Here is an 18,812-nt window from a genome sequence, read left to right on the forward strand (position 1 = left end):
ATAGATGTCGACAGAGATGAACTTTGACGGTGTAGAACAACTGCCGCTACGTAAGTTTACTGAAGAAGCTTACTTGAATTATTCCATGTATGTCATCATGGATCGTGCCTTGCCATACATTGGTGATGGGCTTAAACCTGTTCAGCGTCGAATTATTTATGCGATGTCTGAGCTAGGCCTTTCCGCAGCCTCAAAATATAAAAAGTCAGCACGGACCGTTGGTGATGTGTTAGGTAAATACCATCCTCACGGAGATGCTGCTTGTTATGAAGCGATGGTCTTAATGGCACAACCATTTTCGTACCGTTATCCATTGGTTGATGGTCAAGGCAACTGGGGTGCACCTGATGATCCCAAATCGTTTGCTGCGATGCGTTATACCGAAGCGAAATTGTCTAAATTTGCCGAAGTATTATTGGGTGAGTTAGGGCAGGGGACGATTGAATGGCAACCCAACTTTGATGGCACGATGCGAGAGCCGCAAATGTTACCCGCTCGCTTGCCGCATATTTTACTTAATGGTGTGACCGGTATTGCGGTTGGTATGGCGACAGATATTCCACCTCACAATGTGCGTGAAGTTGCCGCCGCTACTATTCATTTGATTGATAAACCTAAATCGACGCTCACAGATATCATGGAGTATGTTAAAGCGCCGGATTATCCAACTGAAGCTGAAATTATCTCGCCACCGGTAGAGTTAGAAAAAATCTACCGAACTGGTCGTGGCAGTATAAAATTACGTGCTGTTTGGCATAAAGAGGGGAGTGATATTGTTATTTCAGCGCTGCCTCACCAAGTTTCTGGTGCCAAATTGCTAGAGCAAATTGCCAATCAGATGCGTGCCAAAAAGCTGCCAATGGTTGAAGATTTGCGTGATGAATCGGATCATGAAAATCCAACACGAATCGTTATTGTACCGCGTTCGAATCGCATAGATTGCGATATGCTGATGAACCATTTGTTTGCTTCAACGGATCTTGAAAAAAACTATCGTGTGAATTTAAACATGATTGGTTTGGACAATCGTCCGCGAGTAAAAGGTTTGGTTGAAATTTTAAGTGAATGGATTGTATTTAGACGTGAAACGGTCAGACGTCGTATTCAGTATCGTTTGGATAAAGTACTCGCTCGATTGCACATCCTAGAAGGTCTTTTAGTTGCTTACCTTAATCTTGATGAAGTGATTGAGATTATTAGAACGGAAGATGAGCCGAAAGCCGTTCTGATGGCACGGTTTGGGATCAGTGATATTCAGGCAGATGCGATTCTTGATACTCGATTGCGTAATCTTGCCAAGCTAGAAGAAATGAAGATTCGTGGTGAGCAAGATGAATTAGAAAAAGAGCGCGAGAAATTAGAATTATTATTGGGCTCAGAACGCCGCTTAAATACCTTGCTGAAAAAAGAAATTCAAGCTGATGCAGATAAATATGGTGATGATCGCCGCTCACCGATTGTAGAGCGCGCTGAAGCAAAAGCCTTGACCGAGCGAGACTTGATACCAAGTGAGCCGATTACCGTTATCTTATCGGAGAAAGGTTGGATTCGTCATGCTAAAGGGCACGATGTTGATAGTGCTGGTTTGAACTATAAATCGGGTGATAAGTATCTTGCTCATGCTGTTGGTAAGAGTAATCAGCAAGCCGTATTCCTAGGTAGTGATGGGCGAAGCTATTCATTAGAATCTCATACGTTACCCTCTGCCCGCTCGCAAGGAGAACCGATCACTGGGCGCTTAAGCATTACTGAAGGCAGTACTATTCGTAAAGTAGTGATGGGAGATGATGAGCAGCTTTGGCTAGTTGGTTCAGATGCTGGTTATGGCTTTATTTGTAAAGGTAGCGATCTCTTATCGAAGAATCGCAGCGGTAAAGCTCTAGTAAACTTACCAGCCAATGCATTAATCATGGAGCCACAACCGCTCAATGATCTCGAATCTGATGAGATTTTGGCTATTACTAATCAAGGCCGTATGCTGCTTTTCCCGATCAAAGATTTGCCGCAGTTAAATAAAGGTAAAGGGAATAAGATCATCAACATTCCTTCGGCGAAAGCGAAAGAAAGAGAAGAGTTTGTTAGTTATTTAATGACGATCCCTCTAGGGGTTACTGTTACTCTATACGCTGGGAAGCGTAAACTAGGATTGAAACCAAGTGATTTAGATAACTTCCGTGGTGAGCGTGGACGTCGTGGTGGTTTGCTGCCTCGAGGCTTACAGCGAGTTACTCGTATTGATATTGGCGATGGCCCGACAATTGACGATAAGTAGAAGCTAAAAAGCCGGGATTACCCGGCTTTTTTAATGTTTAAAATTAATCAAACAATTAAACAACATCCTCAATCGCCCATTTCACGACTCGGTCTAGTGACCAGTTTCCAGGGCCCTTAGCAATGATTAGCAACGCGAGTGTTGCCCATGTTAAGTGAGTAGCATAAGCATCTGGATAGACAAAAATCTGAATCGTCATTGTCATTACAAATAAGCCTAATGCTGCCAATCGGCTAGCTAAACCAAAGATAAGCAATATTGGTAATACATGCTCAGCAATGGTAGCCATGTACGTGGCCAGTACCGGTGGAATCAAAGGTAAAGCGTATTCATACTCGAATAGATAGAATGTTGTCTCTTTTATCGACGGCCAACCTAAAGTGAATTCTCCAGTGACAAAGTTGATGACTAAGCCATCTATCTTCGTTTGAGCAGAGAGCCAAAAGATAGCAGCAAGGCTCAATCTAGCGAGAAATAAAATCATGCTATCAGGTATTTTGGGTAGTAATTCTGCCTTTTCGGCTAATTCAGAATATTTCATTGGGAACCTCATACTATCTCAGTAAAAATGGGCAGCTCAAGTAATTGACCTATTAGCTGCGGCAATTTGTCTTCGTTAATTCCTTCGCAAGCTTGTGCTAAGGATCGTTTATCTTTTAGCTTTTCTATAATTTGGAATAGTTCTTTATTTATGGCGTAACAATGTCCCCACAGCCCTTGTTTAGCGAAAAGCAGATACTCAGATTGTTTCCAATCAAGTTGATTTAAATTGATTTCACTATCTGGTTGGTGAGCAAAGTAGAGTGACCCTGCCGCATAATTTGTGCTCCAAAGCGAGACGGTTTCCGCTATGAGCCATTGACCATCGAGTGCGTTTTCATGAGTAGACAATTTTTGAGTAAGCTCAGCTTTATCTAGCACTGATTGTTCTATAGATAAAGTTAGACATAGCAATTGATACTCAAGATACGCCACTTCCGTTAAGTAGGCATGACTTTTTAAGGGTGGAAAATTCTCAATAAATTGAGAGAAATGTTCTCCAAGATGACTTAAAACTGGCGAAGTCGGCGGATGATGTTGAATATACTCTTGAGCTAGTGCTTTAAAGTACTCTTCACCCAATAGCTGTGCGCAAACCGGGAATGTCTCTAACACGGCTTCAATCAATGAGTGAGCGACATTATTTTGATAGACCGCTAAACGTATCTTCGCTTGTGATGTCGAAGGTGCGTTTACCCAACTGAGATCATTCGATTCAGAATTAGATGTGGGCTTTCCTAGGCCTAATATCGAGGTAAATTCACTGTTCATCATAAGTCCTGCAATTTAGTTGCTGCTGCATCACGACGGTAGTGATTGGCTTGATTTGCTTGCGCTTGGAATACTTCGAACTCAGGAAGTTGGCCATCCCATTCAATTAAGGTCGCAATATCACCGTGGCGTGCTAATAGTTCTAAATAAAGTTGCCATACTTCATCATCTACAGGGCGATCATGAGAATCAATACGTAGAGCAGGGGTGCTCTTCTCATCTAAAGCAAATCCGGCTAGGTGAATTTGTTCAACATGCGTAATCGGAAATTTATCTAGGTACTCGCGTGGATCCGCTTTATGATTAAAGCTACTCACAGCAACATTATTGATGTCGAGTAATAGCCCACATCCTGTTCGTTGTACAATGCTCTGAATAAATTCAATTTCTGACATGCAAGTTTGGTTAAATGTCAGGTAAGTTGCTGGGTTTTCAAGTAGAATTTTTCTCTTCAACTTATCTTGAACTTGTTCAATATGTTGGCAAACACGATTGAGAGTTTCTGCAGTATAAGGTAACGGTAATAGATCGTTGTAAAAAATGTCATCATGGCTCGACCATGCCAAATGCTCTGAAAATACAATAGGCTCAACTCTATCGACCAATTCCGCAACTTGGTTGAGATGATGAATATTGAGTTCATTCTCCCCACCTATCGACAATCCTACTCCGTGCACCGTTATTGGATAATCTTGACGAATTTTTTCAAGAAAGTGGCGATTTGGGCCACCAGCAGCAAGATAATTTTCAGCATGAATCTCAAAGAAACCAATTTCAGGTTGCTGGCTGATAATTATGTCAAAGTGCTGTGGCTTTAGACTCACCCCTGTACCTTGGGGAAAAGAAGGTGTTTCTACACCTTCATTGGTCGATAAATTGTTCATATGTATCTTCTCACTTAAAACTCTTTAAGTTGACCGAATCCAGTATCTGAAGTTGGCGATTCCATTGTTGTACAAGTACCAGCAGGAACGAGCTTCCAAGCATTACCTTGGTGGTCGACTTTTGATGTGCCAGCACATGAGGTACCAGGACCTGCAGCACAGTCATTTTGTCCTGCTAAAGCGACACCAAAACACTTTTCTTTGTCAGCTGCATGAGCGGGCAGAGTTGCTGCGGCTAAAGTAACGGCAGAAGTTAATGCAATTGCCAATGTTGATTTTGTTGAGTTCTTCATAAGATTTCCTTTCAAGTTTTATGTTTAGTAAGTAATGCAGCAAGTCGTCACTAATTACTAGATTCTTAGTTATTATTCGTGATGATTTATGTGCATTTCACATCATGTTTTATTAATGAACTTGGTTAGAACGCTTTGAGTTGCCCAAACCCAGTGTCAGATGTTGGAGACGCCATTGTGGTACAAGTTCCAGCAGGAGTATATTTCCAAGCGTTACCTTGATGATCAACTTTTGATGTTCCAGCACATGTAGTACCAGGACCTGCAGCACAGTCATTTTGTCCTGCAAGAGAAACCCCATAACATTTTTCTTTACTTGCAGCTTGAGCTGGTAGTGTTGCTGCAGCAAGTGTAACGGCTGACGTTAATGCGATTGCTAGTGTTGATTTTGTTGAGTTTTTCATTATTGTTCCCTTCATTTTTAGTGTTTAAGGTTTGACGAGATAAGTCGTCAATCTATTACACATTATTAATATTTTTTCTTAATTTAGGTTGATTTGTTTTTATCCGTGCTATTTAGTCTGCAACTTAAAACTCTTTAAGTTGACCAAACCCAGTGCCAGAAGTTGGAGATTCAATTGTGGTACAAGTACCCTCTGGAACAAGTTTCCAAGCATTACCTTGGTAATCCACTTTAGATGTCCCTGCACATGACGTACCTGGGCCTGCGGCGCAATCATTTTGTCCTGCTAGAGCAACACCGAAACATTTTTCTTTGTCAGCAGCATGAGCTGGCATTGTTGCGGCGGCGAGTGTTACGGCTGAAGTTAATGCTAACGCTAATGTTGATTTAGTCGTGTTGTTCATATCAGTACCTCACTATTTAGTTTCTAGTATTTGACGTAATTGGTTATCGAAATGTTACAAATAAATTCATTATTTTTAATTGTAGTCACTTTGTCAGAATTTTCTGGCTAAAAGGAAAATTTGATAACTTAAAATTCTTTAAGCTGACCAAAACCAGTATCAGAGGTTGGTGATTCCATTGTGGTACACGTTCCTGCAGGAACCAGTTTCCAAGCGTTGGCTTGATAATCGACTTTTGATGTACCAGCACAAGAAGTGCCTGGGCCCGCTGCACAATCATTTTGTCCGGCGAGGGCGACACCAAAACATTTTTCTTTATCGGCAGCATGAGCTGGTAGAGTGGCTGCAGCTAGAGTAACTGCAGAAGTGAGAGCAAGTGCTAAAGTTGACTTTGTTGTATTGTTCATAAGTGTGTCCTATTTGTTTGGATTCACTTATTTGACGTAGCGTCGATGTAATCTATTACACCAAAATCGAAATTATTTTTCTTTTTTTTCTTTTTGTAGGTAAGCTTTTGAAATGTTACTAATTTCTTCCATTTGATTACCAAAGCGGCGGCACCCAGGACACATAGCTGTGTGCAATGTGAGCGCGACTTTTTCTTTCGCGTCTAAAGGCCGTTCTAAACGCTCTGAGAGTAATTGGGTAGCTTCTTTACAACTTAACATCATGCGGGTCCTTCTTGACAAAACCAGTTATTTTCGAGGCACTCGCGTAATCGTAAACGTGCTCGGTATAGAGTGACGTTGAGATGGCTAACGGTGATCTCTTCATTTTCAACAATTTCGTTACTTTCAAGCTCGAGAAATTCTCTCATCATAAACAATCTTGAATACCGAGCAGGTAACCCATCTAAACACGCTTCGAACACTCGCCAAAAATGCTCACTCTCGATACCAGTATCTGGTTGATTCCATTTGGCAGGGCGTTCGTGTTTATGCCAATGACCATTTTCTTTAAATAATTGGTCCATAAGTGCATCGCCGTTTAGACCTTTCCCTTCCTCTAACTGACTTGCAACAGTGAGTCGCTTTTCTTTGCGCAAAAGATCGATCAGTTTGTTTTTCAAGATTGAAAAAATCCAAGTTTTGATTGCTGATTTTCGTTCAAACTTATCTAAATGTTGATAAGCTGAAATCATCGCTTCTTGAACTGCATCTTCCGCTAATTGGTGGTCTTGGACCTGTAGTTGAGCAAACTTCAGCATATCAATGCGCAGTGATTCCATATATGCGTTATCCATAAATGGATTAGCACTCGATTCAGGTTGTTCGAAGCTCGATTCAGTAACTGAGTTCATAATTGCTTCACCTTCATATTTGATTAGACGAACAGTAGGTTAATTTTATAACACTCTAGAGTTAAAAAAAGTTCCATAACGAAAAAAAGAGCCGTTTCGGCTCTTTTATTTCGCATTTCTCAATTATTATAGAAATTCCAAAAAATATAGAAATTATAGATGTTTAATGTTTGTAGTCTTGAGGTGTTTCTGACCAACTGTCACCATCTGACATATCTGGTGCTCCGGGGATGGAAACTTCTTCATTCGCCCATTCACCAAAATCTATCATCTGGCATTTTTTACTGCAAAATGGGCGGAACGGGCTGAGTTCGCTCCACTCAACTTCTGTAGCACACTGTGGGCATTTTACTTTGGCGATTTTTTTTGTCATGTCAGTCAAACTTTAAGATGAATGTGAAATATTAATTAGCTGCAAATAGCGAGTTCAAATTCGATATCTTGCTGCGTCGCTTTGCCGGACTCAAATTCAATAAACTTAATGGCAAATCGGTTTTTATGACCTGAAATCATCGGAAATACACCATGCTCTAATGGAATGTCGAGACGAAGCATACTCGCATTTTCAGTATCACTTTGGAAAAAACCTCTTGCGGCAAGTTTAGGGTGAGCACTTCCTGTTTGACGTGCAAGTTGAAGCCACAGTTCCAACCCTTGTTTTAAAGGGAGCAAAGGGTCGGTCCATTTATGGGCATCACTTTGCTTTTGTTCTATTGGAAGAGATAACCAATAGTGAAGCGCAGGTAAATCGAAACTACAAGATCCACCAGGTAAGCTAAAGCGCTGCTTGATGGAGTTGAGGAAGCGATCTTCTTTCAAAGAAATGCCAAAGCGCTCTGATTTCATAATATTTTGATGCGCATTGTCTATATCATTCAATAAAGCAAGCAAAGTGCTTTGATCAACACCTTCGACATCAAGCCAACTACGATACATCACTCGTTGCTTATCGAGATCTTTTGCTAATTCATTACGAAGTTGTATTTGCTCGGAGATATCAATTAAGTCAAATAGGGAGCGAAAAAAAAGTTGATAGTCCGACTCACGAGAAAATAGAGTTGCTTTGTCTATTTGAGCTAGCAACGATTCGACTCTCAAATAGATTCGTGTTTTTTCATTTAATGGATGTTCAAACTTATGCGTAGTCATCAGTTAGCCTTTATCTATACAGATTTTATTTTTACAATTTTTTGTCACACATGGCTAGATACTTTTGATGTAATTTCGTGACCATTTGTAAAAGTTCATTATTTGAGAGTTGATTTTTAATAACATCATCGGCAATCGCTAAGCGCTGTTGACGTGATGCCTGTGATGCAACTATTTGTTCTGCTTGTTCTCGATCAGTTTTATCTCGTTGCATCGTGCGTGTTATTTGTATTTCTTCATCTACATCAATAACTAATATATGATCGGCCATTGATTGAAGGTTATTCTCTACCAAAAGTGGAATTACTAATAACGTATAAGGAGAATGAGTTTGAGCGAGTGCTTCAATCATTCTTTGCCTTATCATGGGGTGGAGCAAGCTATCTAACCAGACTTTTTCTTTAGGATGGCTAAATATAATCTTTCTTAATGCTACTCGATCCAGTGTCCCGTCAGATTGAATTACTTTCTTTCCAAAATGTTCAGCTATCTTATTTAAACCAAGGGAGTTAAGTGATACCACCTCACGAGCAATAATATCAGCATCGACAATTTCAATACCAAAGTGTTGCTGAAATAGATTAGCCACCGTCGTTTTACCGCTAGCGATGCCACCTGTAACACCGATAACTAGCCCCATTTACATTGCCTCATTAAGAAAAATACCAACTTAGTATGTTAAATTTCCATATTAATACGACCCAACCTGCTACTGCTAAGTAAGGGCCAAAAGGAAACGTATTTTCAAAATTCTTACCTTTAATGATTAACATCGTAATACCAGCGATGGCGCCGACGAGAGATGAGACAAAAATAACCATGGGTAATGATTGCCAACCAAGCCAAGCTCCTAAAGCGGCAAGAAGCTTGAAATCGCCATAACCCATACCATCTTTACCAGTTAAAATTCGAAATATCCAATAAAGCGACCAAAGGGATAAGTAGCCGAACATTGCACCCAATACCGACTCTTGTAATGAAATTGGTGACACTTGACTGATAGAAAGTGCGATACCCATCCACATTAGTGGCAGAGTTAAATTATCCGGTAGCAGCATTGTATCTAAATCGATAAATGATGCGGCGATTAAAACATAAGTAAATACCATTAAAGCGATAGCATAGCTGCTTAATCCGAAGTGAATCGCAATAACTCCACTTAAAATTCCACCGAGCAGTTCTACTAATGGATAGCGAACAGAAATAGGCTGATGGCAATCGTGACATTTTCCGCGTAATAAAAGCCAACCAACAACTGGAATGTTATGCCAGGGACGGATTTTATGATGGCAATGCGGACAAAAAGAGTGAGGCAAACTTAAATTAAGAGAAGGCGTTGGATCGAGTTTAATATTGTGTTCTGGGAAGGCTTCTTGCAATTCCTTTTTCCAATTGACTTCCATCATCTTGGGCAGACGATAAATAACCACATTTAAAAAACTACTGATAATAAGCCCGACTAACGTAGCAAGTAGTGGGAATAACCAGGTATTGTCGTAAAAAACATCCATTCAATATGAGCTCAAAGTGTTGCCAAGACAAGGGTATAGGTAAAGTAACACCCGAATGCGAATCAGTATACTATCCTAATACGTTCATTAAGTTAAAGATTGGTAAATACATTGCAACAACCAAGCTGCCAACAATGAGACCCAACGTAACGATAACTAATGGCTCAATCAATTTTTCTAGATTATCGACCCTGTTTTCGACGTCTTGTTCAAATGTTTTTGTTACTTGATCCAATGCTTGCTCTAAAGTACCAGACTCTTCTCCAACCATAATAATCTGAATAGAAAACTCTGGAAATAGATCAGTGCTGCGAAGTGAGGCATGAAGAGAGGTTCCGGATGAAAGTTGAGAACCCACCGAAGAAATCGTGTCTATGAATTTAAGGTCGTTGGTTGTTCGTGCAGCGCTATCGATAGCTTCTAGTATTGGAATACCACAATGATAGTTGGCTGATAACGTTTGACAGAATCGAGCGATCGTCGCCTTTTGACTTAATTGACCGATTATTGGCAATTTGGCTTTTATATTTGCCCAGACACGTTGAAATCGAGTTGATGAGCGTAATAGGTAACGTACAAGTAATGAAAGTAGTAGTGTGAGGATGAGAACTCTATTGGCTTGATATGTTAAAAAGTGGGAGATCGATAAGATGTTTTGAGTAAACCACGGCAGTTCAGCTCCCAAGCTATGAAACATCGAGTCAAATTTAGGGATAATCTGGGTAAGCATCAAGTAGGCCAAAATCAAAGCAACGACGAACACAACACTTGGATAGATCATGGCTTTTTTTACCTTTGTGATGAGCTGTCGTTGTTTTTCGATATGCAGTGTTAAGCGTTCAAAGGATTGTGCTAACTGCCCGTTACTTTCACCAGCCTTTACTAATTCAGATATAACTCCTTTAAAGGATGGATGGCTTCGAGCAAGGGCTTGTGCCATGGTTGAACCGTTGGCGATCTCTTGGCGTAGCCTTTCTAACAACTGAATAAGTCCTGCTCTGGTTGCTTGTGAGGAGGTGAGCTCAATTATTTGCAGCACTGAAAGGCCAGCAGAAAGCATAGTTGCAAACTGGCCGAGTAAAAGGTCGCGCTCGTGGCGAGTAATTCGTTGGTCAATGAGCTCTACCCGTGTTAAGCGGCGCTCAGTGATCTTGGTAATCATTAGCTGTTGTGGCGCTAATATAGTAATAGCCTGCTGTTGAGATAGAGCAATAAGGCTCCCTCGTTGTTGCTTTCCTTCTGGAGATATACCCTGCCAACGATATTTATAAACCGGAATTTCGCTATGAGCTGATGTCGGTATCATGGTTTCCCGTCCATTATTGGTTGATGATGGTCGAATCGGGATCGATTACTCGTGATAACTCTTCGAGAGATGTTAGTCCTTGCTCAACCAGTGTTAATCCTTGTTGCCATAACTCACAGTGTCGTTTAGTTTTTGCTTGAGGCTGATAAAAATCATAGATACCGACCCGTCCTCGATAGCCGGATAAGCAATGTCGGCACCCATTTAAATTTGCGAGATAGTGCCTGCTCAAGCCGTAAGTTCGAGAAGGGGGATTTACGATTTGTTCAGATTTACAATGTGGGCAAAGTTTCCGGGCGAGGCGTTGCGCAATAACCATTTTTAAACTTGCTTCTAACTGATAGTCCTCAATGCCCATTTGATTTAATCTCGTTAAGGTTTCACTCGCGGAATTTGTATGCAGTGTTGAGAGAACTAAGTGACCAGTTTGCGCAGCTCGTACTGCCATCTTAGCGGTTTCTATATCACGAATTTCTCCGACCATGATGATGTCTGGGTCTTGACGCAATAAAGCTCGCAGTACGATTGAAAAGTCTAGCCCGATGGTATCGTTGGTTTGAATTTGATTGATGCCAGACAGCTGAATTTCAATAGGATCTTCTACCGTTGAAACGTTGCGCTGCTCTTGGTTGAGATATTGCAATATGGAATATAGCGTTGTGGTTTTTCCGCTTCCTGTCGGCCCCGTGACAAGAACGAGCCCCTGTGGAGCTCGTAGTTGGTTATGTAATAGAGTTAGTTGGGAGTGAGATAATCCCAGTTTATCGATTGTGGTATGTGAGTGGCTGTTGCCGAGAATACGGAGGACAACTTTTTCGCCCCAAAGTGTCGGTATGGTTGAAACCCGAAGATCGAGTTTACGTTGTTGATCCAAAGAGAATTTAATTCGGCCATCTTGAGGTAATCTTTTTTCTGCAATATTGATTTGCGCAAGTATTTTCAACCTAGAGGCCAGCCTGCGATTTAAGTGAGTATCAGGCGTGTGAGTCGTAGTCAGTAGTCCGTCAACCCTCATTCGTACTCGATAGTGCTGTTCGAACGGCTCAAAATGAATATCAGAAGCACCTTGCTGTACGCCATGAAGGATGATTTGGTGGATGTATTGTCCAATTGGCGTCGTATGAGTCTGTTCTTCATTGGATTCGACGTTATCGATATCAGATGGCTCAAGTGGCAGATTTGATGGTATGAATTGATAAGTAGAGTTCTTCGGTTCTGCTAAACGGGGACCATTTAACCTTTCGACAAGTTCGAGTGCTTGAGCGATATCGCATAATTGGCGTTGGATATGAAAGCCAGTGGCAAATTGAAACGCAAGTACACTTTCATGGTTACTGGGATCGGTTACGGCTAAGGTTAACCAGTTTTGCTGCACAATAACGGGTATTGCATGGTAACGTTTTACCAATACTTCGAGATCTAAATCGTAGATCAATTCCATCGATGACTGAAAATCGATGGGGTGCAGGGGCAATTGAAAAATTGACGCACAATGCTCAGCAAGCGCAGCCGTTTCTATATCAGGTTGACTTGCGATAGCTTGTACTAAAGCAATTTTCCGTTGGCTGCACAGATCATCGATACGTTCAATTTGGGAGGTGTTTAAGAACTCACTGTCCTCAAGCACCTCAAGTAAGTCGGACTGGCTCATCCTAAGTTAACTACTTGCCGCACAAGATTTTAATGTGACTTCAGTATTCTGTTTACATTGCCAGCCGTTGTCTGCGGACTTCGTAAAGGTTACGGTTTTGCCCTCGAGCTGAGCATCGGCTGAAAATGTAAATGTAACCGTGCCAAAGGCAGTGTCGCTAGAGTCGGGGGAGAGTGCTATGGTGCCGAGTGGTGTCATGTTTGCGCTGGCGCCAATTTCTGAGAATTGGCCATCAGTGGGAAATTTATCTTCATTCTGTATATAAAGATCAATATTGGTGAGTAATGAACTTACAGTACTCACTGCAACGGACGCTTCAGATGTTTTGGTGTGGTTTTGATACGCAGGGACGGCTACTGCGGACAAAATACCAATAATGGCAACCACAATAAGCAGTTCAATTAAGGTAAAACCGGATTGGTTTCGTTGACGATAGCTTGGCATCGTTTTCTCCTCGATCTCTCGGGTGTGTGATGGGAGAAATGAGAATGGAGGAGTTCAAATTTAGGTTCGAGGGTTGCAGCGGGGCTGTTCGGTAAGAGAGCGTGTTTATCATGCTCGATAAACACGCTCTTAGATTTATTTTATGATCTGACTCGAAAGGCTAGTCTTGTAAGCGCATCGAAAGATCAAGAGCCTGAACGTGCTTGGTCAGTGCGCCGACAGAGATGTAATCGACCCCCGTTTCCGCAAACGTGGCAATGGTGTCGAGCGTGACATTACCAGACGTTTCTAGGTCTGCACGGCCAGCATTGATCTTCACCGCTTCTTTCATCATATCGATCGAGAAGTTATCAAGCATAATGATATCAGCGCCTGCATCGATAGCTTGTTGGAGTTCTTCCAAGCTTTCAGTTTCGATTTCAACAGGTTTACCTGGGTTAAGAGCTTTAGCTTGAGTGATCGCTTGTTCGATACCACCACAAGCGATGATGTGGTTTTCTTTGATTAGATACGCATCGAAGACACCAATACGGTGATTGAAACCACCACCGCAGGTAACCGCGTATTTGAGCGCATTACGCAGTCCCGGAATGGTTTTGCGTGTATCCAATAAGCGGCACTGCGTTCCTGCTAATTTCTCAACATATTTTGCTGTGATAGTCGCGCAACCAGAAAGGGTCTGAATAAAGTTCATTGCGTTGCGTTCACCGGTGAGTAGTGCTCGAGCTGGGCCTATTAAAGTACAGATTTTTTGATTAGGAATAAGAGTATCGCCATCGTTTACATGCCAATTAATCTCGACTTGGTTGCCAAGTTGCTTGAATACTTCTTCCGTCCAAGCTTGACCGCAAAAGATGCCCGCTTCACGAGTGATTAAAATTGCCGTACTCTGTTTATCATTAGGGATTAGAGATGCCGTGATATCGGCACTAGGGTCGAGCACGCCACCGAGATCTTCTTTTAATGCTTCGGTGACAAAGTTAGCAATATCACGCGGAAGTTGCTGCTTAAGATAATCGAGGCGAGCTTGGCTATTATGAGTATTTTTCATCGCATTTCTTATTCTGAAGTTGAACAGTGTGGGCATGATACGATGACTGTTACGGAAATTCAGCTATAAATAACAAAAAGAGAGAAGTTGTGGTAACACCAATGCTTTTTTTATGAATGATGTGAACACTGAGAATGCTATGGATAAGAATAATATAATGATTGATGATTTGGGTTGGTATACATCCGCACGAAAAGTGGAATCCCCTTATTATAACCAGCGCCCATCGTCAGAGGATATTTCGTTGTTGGTGGTACACAATATCAGCCTACCACCTGGAGAGTTTGGCGGTCCCTATATCGAGCAGCTATTTAGTGGCACTCTTGACCCCAACGCTCACCCGTTTTTTAACGCCATTGCTGGTCTGAAAGTATCAGCGCATTGCCTAATTCGCCGCGACGGAGAAATTGTTCAGTTTGTTCCTTTTACCGCTCGAGCTTGGCATGCGGGGGCTTCGAGTTTTGCTGGGCGTGCCAATTGCAATGATTATTCGATAGGAATCGAGCTTGAAGGCACGGAGTTTGTTGCTTATACCGAAGCTCAATATCAAGCTCTAACCAACGTTACACTCGCTATACAACAGCAATACCCAGCTATCTCCCAGCAACACATTACTGGTCACCAATATATTGCTCCGTTGAGAAAAAGTGATCCTGGACTAAGCTTTGATTGGCGGCACTACCGTACCTTGCTTAAAGCTCAGTGCTGAATAATTAAAGACTCTCTTGGTATTCTTGAAGGATTTGTTCACACCAAGTGGCAATACGTTCATCGCTCAATTCATATTGAGAGTCCTCATCTAACGCTAGGCCAACGAAAAATTCTTGATCTTCAGTTAGGGCTTTGGAGGCTTCAAATTCGTAACCTTCATTTGGCCAATATCCTAAGAATGTTACATCAGAATCAAGGAGTTCATCATGCAGTAAGCCCATAGCGTCAAGATACCATTCGCCATAGCCTTCTTGGTCGCCTAAACCAAATAGCGCGACATGTTTACCTTTAAGATCGGGTTGTTTGATGCGATCCCACGCGGCTTGCCAATCTTCTTGGATCTCGCCAAAGTCCCAAGTTGAAATACCGAGAATTAAAAAGTCATAATTCGCCATGCTTTCTATATCGGTGTCTTTCACATTATGAATATCAACGAATTCTTCTCCGATGATGGCGCGAATTTTTTCTGCAGCCATTTCGGTATAACAGGTGGTGGAGCCGTAAAATAGACCAATTTTCATAATGTTCTGGATACTAGTAAAGAATAAAGGAAGTGTACTCTGAAGCAGGAAAGGGCTCAAGGTCGAAACTTCTTGGTGTATTTTTTGTCAACTATTGAAACAACTTTGTTGGTTAGCTATGTACGTTTTGTGTTATTAAGAATAAATAAAAGGGAAAAACGAGAGTGGTAGAGTAAGTGAACCCGAAAGTCTCACCTGATCAAGGCCTGATTGAACAGTTTTTAGATGCGATGTGGGTAGAACGCGGCTTGTCGGAAAACACTGTGTTATCTTATCGTCGTGATATTCAGAAATTGTCACAATGGTTAGAGTTGCACGATCTTTATCTTAATTGTGTATCTTTCGAAGACCTTCAGAGTTATCAATCTTGGTTGTTTGAGCAAGGTTATAAACAAACATCTCGAGCGAGAATGCTGTCTGCTATTCGTCGCTTGTTTCAATATCTGCATCGCGAGAAAGTAAGGGATGATGATCCTAGCGCGTTACTCGTCTCTCCTAAACTGCCACAACGATTACCGAAAGACTTAAGTGAGTCAGATGTCGATTCTTTACTTAACGTCCAGAATATTTCTGATCCTGTCGAGCTTCGAGATAAAGCGATGCTTGAGTTGCTTTATGCCACAGGGCTTCGAGTCACTGAGTTGGTGAGTTTGACGATGGAAAACATCAGTTTGAGGCAAGGTGTCGTTCGAGTTTTTGGTAAAGGAGGAAAAGAGCGTTTGGTGCCGATGGGAGAAAATGCGATTGAGTGGATCGAGCAATTTATTCATTCCGGCCGCCCATTACTGTTAGGAGAGAAAACGTCAGATGTATTGTTTCCAAGTCGACGAGCTCAAATGATGACGCGGCAAACCTTCTGGCATCGGGTTAAACATTATGCTGTCGTTGCGGGTATTGATGTCGAAAAGCTATCTCCTCACGTCTTGCGTCATGCTTTTGCTACTCATCTACTTAATCATGGTGCGGACTTACGTGTTGTCCAAATGTTGTTAGGTCATAGTGACTTATCAACCACCCAAATTTATACACATGTCGCCACTGAGCGATTAAAACAAATTCATAGCGAACATCATCCAAGAGCCTAAAGAGGATTATTTATGCGCGTTTTACGCCAACTATTATTCATCATTTCAGCGATTAGCGTACTACTAACATCGAGTCTGAGTTGGGCTGATTCAGGGGATAATATAAAAGCAAAACTGGCCAGCATTGGTGTTATGGTCTCTGAGGTGAAACCTTCAGAAGTAGATGGTTTGCTAGAGTTAACGACTAATCAAGGAGTGTTATTTACCACATCTGATGGCGAGTACTTTATATCTGGTACGCTTTATCATCTTAGTGATGATGGTAACCTCACCAACGTATTAGCTAAACGTCAAGCGCCAATCAATGCAAAAGCGATTGCGGAATATCGTGATGATATGATCGAATATAAAGCTGATAATGAGAAATATGCAGTAACTGTCTTTACAGACATTACTTGTGGCTATTGTGTAAAACTTCACAGCCAGATGAGTGAATACAATGCGTTGGGGATTACGGTTCGATATTTGGCTTTCCCACGTCAAGGCTTGAATAACGAGGTGGCTAACGTGATGGCTGATATCTGGTGTGCTGAAGATCCAAAAAAAGCGATGAACGACGCGAAAGCCCACCAAAAGCTTCCCCAACCTATTTCTGACGAAGCCTGTAAGAGTAAGGTTCCAAATCATTATAACCTTGGACATACATTGGGAGTCCAAGGTACTCCTGCAATCTTTTTACCTGATGGTTCAATGCTAGGTGGATATCTTCCACCTCAGACTTTACTGGAACGTTTGGAAAATCTTTAAAGTAGATATTTATGATAGAAATTCAGCGACGCACGAAGGTAGAAGATCATTCATTACCAGACTCAATACCGACGCTGCTCAGGCAGATTTATTCCAGTCGAGGTGTGGAAAATGAGCAGCAACTTGATAACGGAGTACGTTCACTTCATAGCTATCAAAAATTACATGGTATTGATCGTGCCGTAGAATTGCTGTTCGAAGCCATAAAGCAGCAACAACGAATTATTGTTGTTGGCGACTTTGATGCCGATGGTGCGACGAGCTCTGCACTCTCGGTATTGGCGTTGCGCATGCTAGGTAGCAATAATGTCGATTACTTGGTGCCTAATCGTTTTGAAGATGGATATGGCCTCAGCCCCGACGTTGTCGACCAAGCTATTGAGCTTGGTGCAGAGTTTATTATGACCGTGGACAATGGCGTGTCTTCTATCGATGGCGTTAGTTATGCTAAAGAGAAAGGCTTGGTGACTGTGGTGACCGACCATCATTTGCCGGGTAGTGTCATGCCAAATGCCGATGCGATGGTGAATCCTAATTTACCCGATTGTCATTTTCCTTCAAAAGCGCTTGCGGGTGTTGGTGTCGCATTCTATTTGATGATGGCATTATGTGTGGCGATGCGTCAATCCGGTTGGTTTCAAGCTCAAGGTGTGAGAGAGCCGAAACTGATGGAACTGATTGATTTGGTTGCATTAGGCACGGTCGCGGATGTTGTGCCATTGGATGAAAATAATCGAATTCTCGTTCATCAAGGATTGCAACGAATTCGAGCAGGCAAGGCGAGACCTGGCATTCAAGCATTGATTGAAATTGCGAAACGAGATGCTCGACGTTTGGTTGCAGCGGATTTTGGTTTTGCACTCGGCCCTAGAATTAATGCTGCTGGACGTCTGGATGACATGTCATTCGGAGTCGAACTGCTAATGTGTAATGATATTCATGCTGCTCGAAGAATGGCCAGTGAGCTCGATGGGTTAAATCAAACTCGTCGTGATATCGAGCAAGGGATGAAGCAGGAAGCACTCGCATTTTGTGAACGACTTCAATTTGGCGAAAAACATGACCTTCCTTATGGCATTGTATTGTTTCAGCGAGACTGGCACCAAGGTGTGATAGGTATTCTCGCATCTCGGATTAAAGACACTTATCACCGGCCTGTGATTGCGTTTGCCGATGGCGGAGAGGGGATTTTAAAAGGCTCTTGTCGTTCTATTTCTGGACTCCATATGCGAGATGCGCTCGACCTTATTGATACCCAAAACCCCGGTATTATTCTTAAATTTGGCGGTCATGCTATGGCTGCAGGTTTAAGTATTAAAGAAGAAAACTATCAACAGTTCGTTGCTCTGTTTGATCAAGTCGTGCGGCAATCTATTGATGAGAGTGCGTTAAAAGGCATTATTATGAGCGATGGGGAATTAGCTCCAGAAGAGTTTTCACTGAGTACGGCGGAAATTCTTCGGGCTGGTGGGCCTTGGGGGCAGTCGTTCCCTGAACCTATTTTTGATGGGGAGTTTAAAGTCTTACATCAGAAATTGGTAGGGGGCAGTCATTTGAAATTGATGCTAGAGCCTCTACATAAAGGCTTCTCGACCAACAAAATGATCGATGCTATTGCGTTTAATATTGATGTTCGTCGTTGGCCAGATCCTGCCGTAAAAACCATTCAGTTAGCCTATCGACTCGATATTAATGAGTTTCGGGGTAATCAAACTCTTCAACTTATGATTGAGCATATTGAAGCTCGATAAGCGGTATTATTTACCAAA

General features: G+C 42.0%; 23 protein-coding genes. 5 read left to right on the forward strand and 18 right to left on the reverse strand.

All coding sequences use genetic code 11. The features are described from left to right. Positions 1 to 4: 4 nt before the first annotated feature. Complete coding sequence (gene parC / locus ACXJY6_RS14130) at positions 5 to 2,272, forward strand: DNA topoisomerase IV subunit A (RefSeq protein WP_458768694.1); 2,268 nt, start codon at positions 5 to 7, stop codon at positions 2,270 to 2,272. Positions 2,273 to 2,327: 55 nt separating this feature from the next. Here parC and ACXJY6_RS14135 read toward each other — a convergent pair whose 3' ends face one another. The 17 genes from ACXJY6_RS14135 to nadC all read right to left on the reverse strand — a co-directional run bounded on the left by ACXJY6_RS14135 (position 2,328) and on the right by nadC (position 13,979). After that, a complete protein-coding gene (locus ACXJY6_RS14135; protein WP_458768695.1) occupies positions 2,328 to 2,813 on the reverse strand; it encodes a DoxX family protein in 486 nt (161 codons plus the stop codon). An 8-nt stretch (positions 2,814 to 2,821) separates the two neighbouring features. Continuing rightward, positions 2,822 to 3,586: an HvfC/BufC family peptide modification chaperone gene (locus ACXJY6_RS14140; RefSeq protein WP_458768696.1), complete on the reverse strand. Its 765-nt coding sequence runs from the start codon at positions 3,584 to 3,586 to the stop codon at positions 2,822 to 2,824. Next, positions 3,583 to 4,467, reverse strand: coding sequence for an MNIO family bufferin maturase (gene bufB / locus ACXJY6_RS14145; protein ID WP_458768697.1), 885 nt, complete (start codon positions 4,465 to 4,467; stop codon positions 3,583 to 3,585). The genes ACXJY6_RS14140 and bufB overlap by 4 nt, the downstream gene beginning before the upstream one ends. 14 nt (positions 4,468 to 4,481) lie before the next feature. After that, a complete protein-coding gene (locus ACXJY6_RS14150) occupies positions 4,482 to 4,760 on the reverse strand; it encodes a BufA1 family periplasmic bufferin-type metallophore (RefSeq protein WP_458768698.1) in 279 nt (92 codons plus the stop codon). Between the two features lie 125 nt (positions 4,761 to 4,885). Continuing rightward, positions 4,886 to 5,164 carry a BufA1 family periplasmic bufferin-type metallophore gene (locus ACXJY6_RS14155; protein WP_458768699.1) on the reverse strand — a complete coding sequence of 93 codons (279 nt, stop codon included), beginning with the start codon at positions 5,162 to 5,164 and terminating at the stop codon, positions 4,886 to 4,888. Between the two features lie 124 nt (positions 5,165 to 5,288). After that, entirely contained in the window at positions 5,289 to 5,567 is a 279-nt protein-coding gene (locus tag ACXJY6_RS14160) for a BufA1 family periplasmic bufferin-type metallophore (RefSeq protein WP_458768700.1), read from the reverse strand. Between the two features lie 128 nt (positions 5,568 to 5,695). Further along, entirely contained in the window at positions 5,696 to 5,974 is a 279-nt protein-coding gene (locus tag ACXJY6_RS14165) for a BufA1 family periplasmic bufferin-type metallophore (protein ID WP_458768701.1), read from the reverse strand. Between the two features lie 72 nt (positions 5,975 to 6,046). Next, on the reverse strand, positions 6,047 to 6,235 hold the full coding sequence (locus ACXJY6_RS14170; RefSeq protein WP_458768702.1) for a zf-HC2 domain-containing protein: 189 nt from the start codon (positions 6,233 to 6,235) through the stop codon (positions 6,047 to 6,049). Then, on the reverse strand, positions 6,235 to 6,867 hold the full coding sequence (locus ACXJY6_RS14175) for an RNA polymerase factor sigma-70 (protein ID WP_458768703.1): 633 nt from the start codon (positions 6,865 to 6,867) through the stop codon (positions 6,235 to 6,237). Before ACXJY6_RS14175 ends, ACXJY6_RS14170 begins: the two co-directional genes overlap by 1 nt. Before the next feature lie 163 nt (positions 6,868 to 7,030). Continuing rightward, positions 7,031 to 7,240 carry a DNA gyrase inhibitor YacG gene (gene yacG / locus ACXJY6_RS14180; RefSeq protein ID WP_458768704.1) on the reverse strand — a complete coding sequence of 70 codons (210 nt, stop codon included), beginning with the start codon at positions 7,238 to 7,240 and terminating at the stop codon, positions 7,031 to 7,033. A 35-nt stretch (positions 7,241 to 7,275) separates the two neighbouring features. Next, positions 7,276 to 8,016, reverse strand: coding sequence for a cell division protein ZapD (gene zapD, locus ACXJY6_RS14185; protein ID WP_458768705.1), 741 nt, complete (start codon positions 8,014 to 8,016; stop codon positions 7,276 to 7,278). A 31-nt stretch (positions 8,017 to 8,047) separates the two neighbouring features. Then, positions 8,048 to 8,656 carry a dephospho-CoA kinase gene (coaE, locus tag ACXJY6_RS14190; RefSeq protein WP_458768706.1) on the reverse strand — a complete coding sequence of 203 codons (609 nt, stop codon included), beginning with the start codon at positions 8,654 to 8,656 and terminating at the stop codon, positions 8,048 to 8,050. 13 nt (positions 8,657 to 8,669) lie between these two features. After that, complete coding sequence (locus ACXJY6_RS14195; RefSeq protein WP_458768707.1) at positions 8,670 to 9,527, reverse strand: prepilin peptidase; 858 nt, start codon at positions 9,525 to 9,527, stop codon at positions 8,670 to 8,672. Positions 9,528 to 9,597: 70 nt separating this feature from the next. After that, complete coding sequence (locus ACXJY6_RS14200) at positions 9,598 to 10,833, reverse strand: type II secretion system F family protein (RefSeq protein ID WP_458768708.1); 1,236 nt, start codon at positions 10,831 to 10,833, stop codon at positions 9,598 to 9,600. A 13-nt stretch (positions 10,834 to 10,846) separates the two neighbouring features. Continuing rightward, positions 10,847 to 12,484: a GspE/PulE family protein gene (locus ACXJY6_RS14205; protein ID WP_458768709.1), complete on the reverse strand. Its 1,638-nt coding sequence runs from the start codon at positions 12,482 to 12,484 to the stop codon at positions 10,847 to 10,849. Positions 12,485 to 12,490: 6 nt separating this feature from the next. Next, positions 12,491 to 12,928, reverse strand: coding sequence for a pilin (locus tag ACXJY6_RS14210; protein WP_458768710.1), 438 nt, complete (start codon positions 12,926 to 12,928; stop codon positions 12,491 to 12,493). 160 nt (positions 12,929 to 13,088) lie between these two features. Next, positions 13,089 to 13,979: a carboxylating nicotinate-nucleotide diphosphorylase gene (nadC, locus tag ACXJY6_RS14215; RefSeq protein ID WP_458768711.1), complete on the reverse strand. Its 891-nt coding sequence runs from the start codon at positions 13,977 to 13,979 to the stop codon at positions 13,089 to 13,091. A gap of 157 nt (positions 13,980 to 14,136) precedes the next feature. On the opposite strand from nadC, the gene ampD reads away from it, so the two are divergent. Beyond that, complete coding sequence (ampD, locus tag ACXJY6_RS14220; protein WP_458768744.1) at positions 14,137 to 14,688, forward strand: 1,6-anhydro-N-acetylmuramyl-L-alanine amidase AmpD; 552 nt, start codon at positions 14,137 to 14,139, stop codon at positions 14,686 to 14,688. A gap of 4 nt (positions 14,689 to 14,692) precedes the next feature. Here the strand turns inward: ampD and fldB are convergent, their stop codons facing one another. Next, positions 14,693 to 15,211: a flavodoxin FldB gene (fldB, locus tag ACXJY6_RS14225; RefSeq protein ID WP_458768712.1), complete on the reverse strand. Its 519-nt coding sequence runs from the start codon at positions 15,209 to 15,211 to the stop codon at positions 14,693 to 14,695. A gap of 176 nt (positions 15,212 to 15,387) precedes the next feature. Between fldB and xerD the strand changes: the two genes are divergently transcribed. From xerD to recJ, 3 genes are read left to right on the forward strand one after another with little or no spacing between them, the layout of a single operon-like run. Next, positions 15,388 to 16,296, forward strand: a complete 909-nt coding sequence (gene xerD / locus ACXJY6_RS14230) for a site-specific tyrosine recombinase XerD (RefSeq protein ID WP_458768713.1) — start codon at positions 15,388 to 15,390, stop codon at positions 16,294 to 16,296. 12 nt (positions 16,297 to 16,308) lie between these two features. Further along, positions 16,309 to 17,043 carry a bifunctional protein-disulfide isomerase/oxidoreductase DsbC gene (dsbC, locus tag ACXJY6_RS14235; protein ID WP_458768714.1) on the forward strand — a complete coding sequence of 245 codons (735 nt, stop codon included), beginning with the start codon at positions 16,309 to 16,311 and terminating at the stop codon, positions 17,041 to 17,043. A gap of 11 nt (positions 17,044 to 17,054) precedes the next feature. Beyond that, positions 17,055 to 18,794, forward strand: coding sequence for a single-stranded-DNA-specific exonuclease RecJ (gene recJ, locus ACXJY6_RS14240; RefSeq protein WP_456052135.1), 1,740 nt, complete (start codon positions 17,055 to 17,057; stop codon positions 18,792 to 18,794). The last annotated feature ends 18 nt before the right edge of the window (positions 18,795 to 18,812 follow it).

It is taken from the genome of Vibrio phycocola (assembly GCF_054404255.1).

Excerpts from the sequence above, each read along its gene's own strand:
- fldB (WP_458768712.1), bottom strand. The coding sequence starts at position 15,211 with ATGAAAATTGGTCTATTTTACGGCTCCACCACCTGTTATACCGAAATG.
- ACXJY6_RS14150 (WP_458768698.1), bottom strand. The coding sequence starts at position 4,760 with ATGAAGAACTCAACAAAATCAACATTGGCAATTGCATTAACTTCTGCC.
- ACXJY6_RS14135 (WP_458768695.1), bottom strand. The coding sequence starts at position 2,813 with ATGAAATATTCTGAATTAGCCGAAAAGGCAGAATTACTACCCAAAATA.
- ACXJY6_RS14210 (WP_458768710.1), bottom strand. The coding sequence starts at position 12,928 with ATGCCAAGCTATCGTCAACGAAACCAATCCGGTTTTACCTTAATTGAA.
- ACXJY6_RS14155 (WP_458768699.1), bottom strand. The coding sequence starts at position 5,164 with ATGAAAAACTCAACAAAATCAACACTAGCAATCGCATTAACGTCAGCC.
- ACXJY6_RS14160 (WP_458768700.1), bottom strand. The coding sequence starts at position 5,567 with ATGAACAACACGACTAAATCAACATTAGCGTTAGCATTAACTTCAGCC.
- ACXJY6_RS14140 (WP_458768696.1), bottom strand. The coding sequence starts at position 3,586 with ATGATGAACAGTGAATTTACCTCGATATTAGGCCTAGGAAAGCCCACA.
- ACXJY6_RS14175 (WP_458768703.1), bottom strand. The coding sequence starts at position 6,867 with ATGAACTCAGTTACTGAATCGAGCTTCGAACAACCTGAATCGAGTGCT.
- ampD (WP_458768744.1), top strand. The coding sequence starts at position 14,137 with ATGATTGATGATTTGGGTTGGTATACATCCGCACGAAAAGTGGAATCC.
- dsbC (WP_458768714.1), top strand. The coding sequence starts at position 16,309 with ATGCGCGTTTTACGCCAACTATTATTCATCATTTCAGCGATTAGCGTA.
- ACXJY6_RS14205 (WP_458768709.1), bottom strand. The coding sequence starts at position 12,484 with ATGAGCCAGTCCGACTTACTTGAGGTGCTTGAGGACAGTGAGTTCTTA.
- ACXJY6_RS14165 (WP_458768701.1), bottom strand. The coding sequence starts at position 5,974 with ATGAACAATACAACAAAGTCAACTTTAGCACTTGCTCTCACTTCTGCA.
- bufB (WP_458768697.1), bottom strand. The coding sequence starts at position 4,467 with ATGAACAATTTATCGACCAATGAAGGTGTAGAAACACCTTCTTTTCCC.
- recJ (WP_456052135.1), top strand. The coding sequence starts at position 17,055 with ATGATAGAAATTCAGCGACGCACGAAGGTAGAAGATCATTCATTACCA.
- ACXJY6_RS14200 (WP_458768708.1), bottom strand. The coding sequence starts at position 10,833 with ATGATACCGACATCAGCTCATAGCGAAATTCCGGTTTATAAATATCGT.
- ACXJY6_RS14195 (WP_458768707.1), bottom strand. The coding sequence starts at position 9,527 with ATGGATGTTTTTTACGACAATACCTGGTTATTCCCACTACTTGCTACG.
- yacG (WP_458768704.1), bottom strand. The coding sequence starts at position 7,240 with ATGACAAAAAAAATCGCCAAAGTAAAATGCCCACAGTGTGCTACAGAA.
- nadC (WP_458768711.1), bottom strand. The coding sequence starts at position 13,979 with ATGAAAAATACTCATAATAGCCAAGCTCGCCTCGATTATCTTAAGCAG.
- zapD (WP_458768705.1), bottom strand. The coding sequence starts at position 8,016 with ATGACTACGCATAAGTTTGAACATCCATTAAATGAAAAAACACGAATC.
- coaE (WP_458768706.1), bottom strand. The coding sequence starts at position 8,656 with ATGGGGCTAGTTATCGGTGTTACAGGTGGCATCGCTAGCGGTAAAACG.
- ACXJY6_RS14170 (WP_458768702.1), bottom strand. The coding sequence starts at position 6,235 with ATGTTAAGTTGTAAAGAAGCTACCCAATTACTCTCAGAGCGTTTAGAA.
- parC (WP_458768694.1), top strand. The coding sequence starts at position 5 with ATGTCGACAGAGATGAACTTTGACGGTGTAGAACAACTGCCGCTACGT.